Here is a 2,954-nt window from a genome sequence, read left to right on the forward strand (position 1 = left end):
ACGAGCATCCCGATCATGGGCAGGAACGACAGGCCGGTCTGGATCGGCGAGTAGCGCAGCGTCACCTCGAGGTAGTACGTGACGAACAGGAAGATGCCGAACATTCCGGCGCCGGCGATGAGGATTGCGGCGTATGCGGCCCCGCGGTTGCGGTCGAGGATGATCGACAGCGGCAACAGCGGATGTGCCGCCCTGCGCTGCCACAGAACGAACGCGACGAGCAGGATGCCCGCGGCGGTCAGCATTCCCCACGACCACACCGAGTCCCAGCCGTTGGTCTCCGCGTTGGAGAACCCGTAGACGAGGCTGAACAGGGCGGCCGAGACGAGGATGGTGCCGGGGACGTCGAGCTTCGGGCGAGGCCCGGTGCGAGCGACATGGTCGACATAGATGAGCGTGCCCACGATGGCGATGACCGCGATGGCGACGTTGATGTAGAGGTTCCAGCGCCAGTCGAAGTCTTCCGTGAGGAAGCCGCCGAGCAGCAGGCCGATCGCTCCGCCCGCGCCAGCGATGGCACCGAAGACGCCGAACGCTCGGGCGCGTTCCTTCGGGATGATGAAGGTCGTCGTCAGGACGGCCAGAGCCGTGGGGGCGAGGATTGCGCCAAACGCGCCCTGGGCCGCGCGGGCGGCGACGAGCATCCCGAAGCTGGTGGCGGCACCACCGACGGCGGATGCCGCAGCAAACCCGATGAGCCCGATGATGAAGGTGCGCTTGCGACCGATGAGGTCAGAGAGACGGCCGCCGAGGAGCAGCAGGCTGCCGAAGGCGAGTGAGTAGGCCGTGACGACCCACTGGCGGTCGGCGTTGGAGAAGTGCAGGTCGGCCTGTGCGGCCGGCAGGGCGATGTTCACGACGGTGGAGTCGAGGACGACCATGAGCTGCGCGAGCCCCACGGTCATGAGGGTGAGCCAGCGGCGGCGGCCTGCCGGTGGGGCGTGGAGTACGGGTGTGGAAGAAGACATGACGAGAACTATATACGGAACTGACTAGTTTCGGATACTCTTAGTTCCAGAATTAACCGCGAGGTAACATGGGGTTCATCTCGCTGGTTCATACAACCGGTCAGCACAGAGAAGGAGAAGCAGCAATGACGCTCGCTGACACCGCTCCAAAGCTCGGGCGTAAGCGCGATCACACTCGCGACGCCGAGATCCTTGACTGCGCGATCGCCGTGCTCGCCGAGACCGGATACGACGGGATGACGATCGACGAGGTCGCCGCCCGCGCGAAGGCGGGCAAGGCGACCGTCTACCGGCGCTGGTCCTCCAAGGCCGAACTCGTGATCGACGCCGTCGCGTGCATGAAGAACCGCGACCTCGACCCAAGCCAGTTGCCAGACACCGGGACCCTCCGCGGTGATCTCCTCGCCATGATCAAGCCCATGGCAATCGAGGAGGGCGAAAAGAAGATGCAGGTCATGGCTGGGCTCATCTCGATGCTCTCCAAGTCGCCTGAGCTGGCGGATGCCGCGAACGCCGCGATCGTCGAACCCAGGGCCAGAATCAACCGCATCCTGATGACGCGCGCCATGGAGCGCGGAGAGATCAGCAGGGACACCGACATTGAGACGGTCGCGCTTATCTCCCCGGCCATGGCGAGCTACCGCGTACTCATCCTTCGCAAGCCGGTTGATCGCGCATTCCTGATCTCGCTTATCGACGGGGTCATCCTGCCTGCGCTGGGGTTGCCGGCGCGGTCCAGCCTGCCCGTCCGCTGAGTTCGCCGAACCCGCGAGGAAGTGGCCTCGGATGCTCGACAAGGTGGTCTGGTGGGCCCAGTGGCCAATGATTGTCGTGCTTCCACTGTGGCTGTTCATCGGCACGGAGTGGCTTGCTGGGGATGGATTACTTAGTCTCCTGCTCCTCCTCCAGGTCAGCCCGTTCCTCTTTGTGGGTCTTCTGGCGACGGCTGTGCTGTCCGTCGCTGCGCGGCGCGCACGTAACCGCCCAAAGCGCGTTTATCTGGGGGCCTCCATCGCGTCATGGGTGCTGGTGTTCTTCGAGCCGTTCGTCTTCCAGCAAGGGTCGGACACCATGAACATTCCGCCTGCCTTCGCCGAGCGGCTAGGTTTGGCTGCCGACGTGGACCAGTTGCTGGAATGGGGAATCCCGTGGTTGGCATTCGCACTCATCATCGTCGCCTGGGTCGCGGTGCTGATGGCACGGGGACACGAGTCACCGACCGCCGACCGGCTCACGGGAGCCTGATCGCGGGCGGTTTCAGACGGAACGGGCGTGCGCGCTCGCCCGCATCCGCCGAAAGCGCCCGCTTCGCGCGGCTTGTCGGATGTCAGCGCGCCGTCGTACGTTGAGAACATGATCGGCACACTCGACGTCATCGTTCTGGATTGCCCCGACCCCAACTCCCTCGCGGACTTCTATGCGGAGGTGCTCGGGATGCGCAAGTTCTCGGATGACCCGGGCTGGGCGGAACTCGTCGGCCGCGACCAGGGGCGTCCCCTCCTCGCCTTCCAGCGGGTTGAGAACTACACGCCGCCCCAGTGGCCGGGACAGGATGTCCCGCAGCAGATCCACCTCGACGTGAAGGTCGACGACCTGGATGCCGGTGAAGCCGCAGTCCTCGCGCTCGGAGCGACTCGGACCGGTTCGGAGACGCCGACTTTCCGCGTGTATTTGGATCCGGCGGGGCATCCGTTCTGCCTCATCAACCCGAAGGACTAGGCGGCGCGGGGCGAGCGGCGGCGGCTCGGGTGCGACGAGGCGAGCGTGCTCCCTCGCGTGGCTGCGGGCGCGATTCGCCGCCTCGCGGATCCCCTGACGTGCCCTTGCGTCATCGACTTGGCGCAAATGGCCCCTCGGCGAGCTGCTGAAGGGCACTTTGCGACAAGTCGATGCAGGAAGAGTAGGGCAGAATCCGTACCTGTATCACCCGTGATACACTCGCTACATGAGTTCGGTAACCGTGCGGGAGCTCCGCAATCAGGGTGG

General features: G+C 65.1%; 4 protein-coding genes. 3 read left to right on the forward strand and 1 reads right to left on the reverse strand.

Annotation, left to right across the window (positions count from 1 at the left end; all coding sequences use genetic code 11):
• Positions 1 to 968: MFS transporter (locus JWR61_RS27955; protein WP_301930935.1), on the reverse strand; the 968-nt coding region annotated here is incomplete at its 3' end.
• Between the two features lie 125 nt (positions 969 to 1,093).
• Between JWR61_RS27955 and JWR61_RS27960 the strand changes: the two genes are divergently transcribed.
• From JWR61_RS27960 to JWR61_RS27970, 3 genes are all read left to right on the forward strand, one after another.
• A complete protein-coding gene (locus tag JWR61_RS27960; RefSeq protein ID WP_301930936.1) occupies positions 1,094 to 1,723 on the forward strand; it encodes a TetR/AcrR family transcriptional regulator in 630 nt (209 codons plus the stop codon).
• A 31-nt stretch (positions 1,724 to 1,754) separates the two neighbouring features.
• Positions 1,755 to 2,213 (forward strand): hypothetical protein, encoded by a 459-nt coding sequence (locus JWR61_RS27965; protein WP_301930937.1) that lies wholly within the window; start codon positions 1,755 to 1,757, stop codon positions 2,211 to 2,213.
• Between the two features lie 108 nt (positions 2,214 to 2,321).
• Positions 2,322 to 2,687 carry a VOC family protein gene (locus JWR61_RS27970; RefSeq protein ID WP_301930938.1) on the forward strand — a complete coding sequence of 122 codons (366 nt, stop codon included), beginning with the start codon at positions 2,322 to 2,324 and terminating at the stop codon, positions 2,685 to 2,687.
• The last annotated feature ends 267 nt before the right edge of the window (positions 2,688 to 2,954 follow it).

The organism is Ferruginibacter sp. (assembly GCF_028288465.1).
GTDB lineage: Bacteria > Bacteroidota > Bacteroidia > Chitinophagales > Chitinophagaceae > Ferruginibacter.

Excerpts from the sequence above, each read along its gene's own strand:
- JWR61_RS27960 (WP_301930936.1), top strand. The coding sequence starts at position 1,094 with ATGACGCTCGCTGACACCGCTCCAAAGCTCGGGCGTAAGCGCGATCAC.
- JWR61_RS27965 (WP_301930937.1), top strand. The coding sequence starts at position 1,755 with ATGCTCGACAAGGTGGTCTGGTGGGCCCAGTGGCCAATGATTGTCGTG.
- JWR61_RS27970 (WP_301930938.1), top strand. The coding sequence starts at position 2,322 with ATGATCGGCACACTCGACGTCATCGTTCTGGATTGCCCCGACCCCAAC.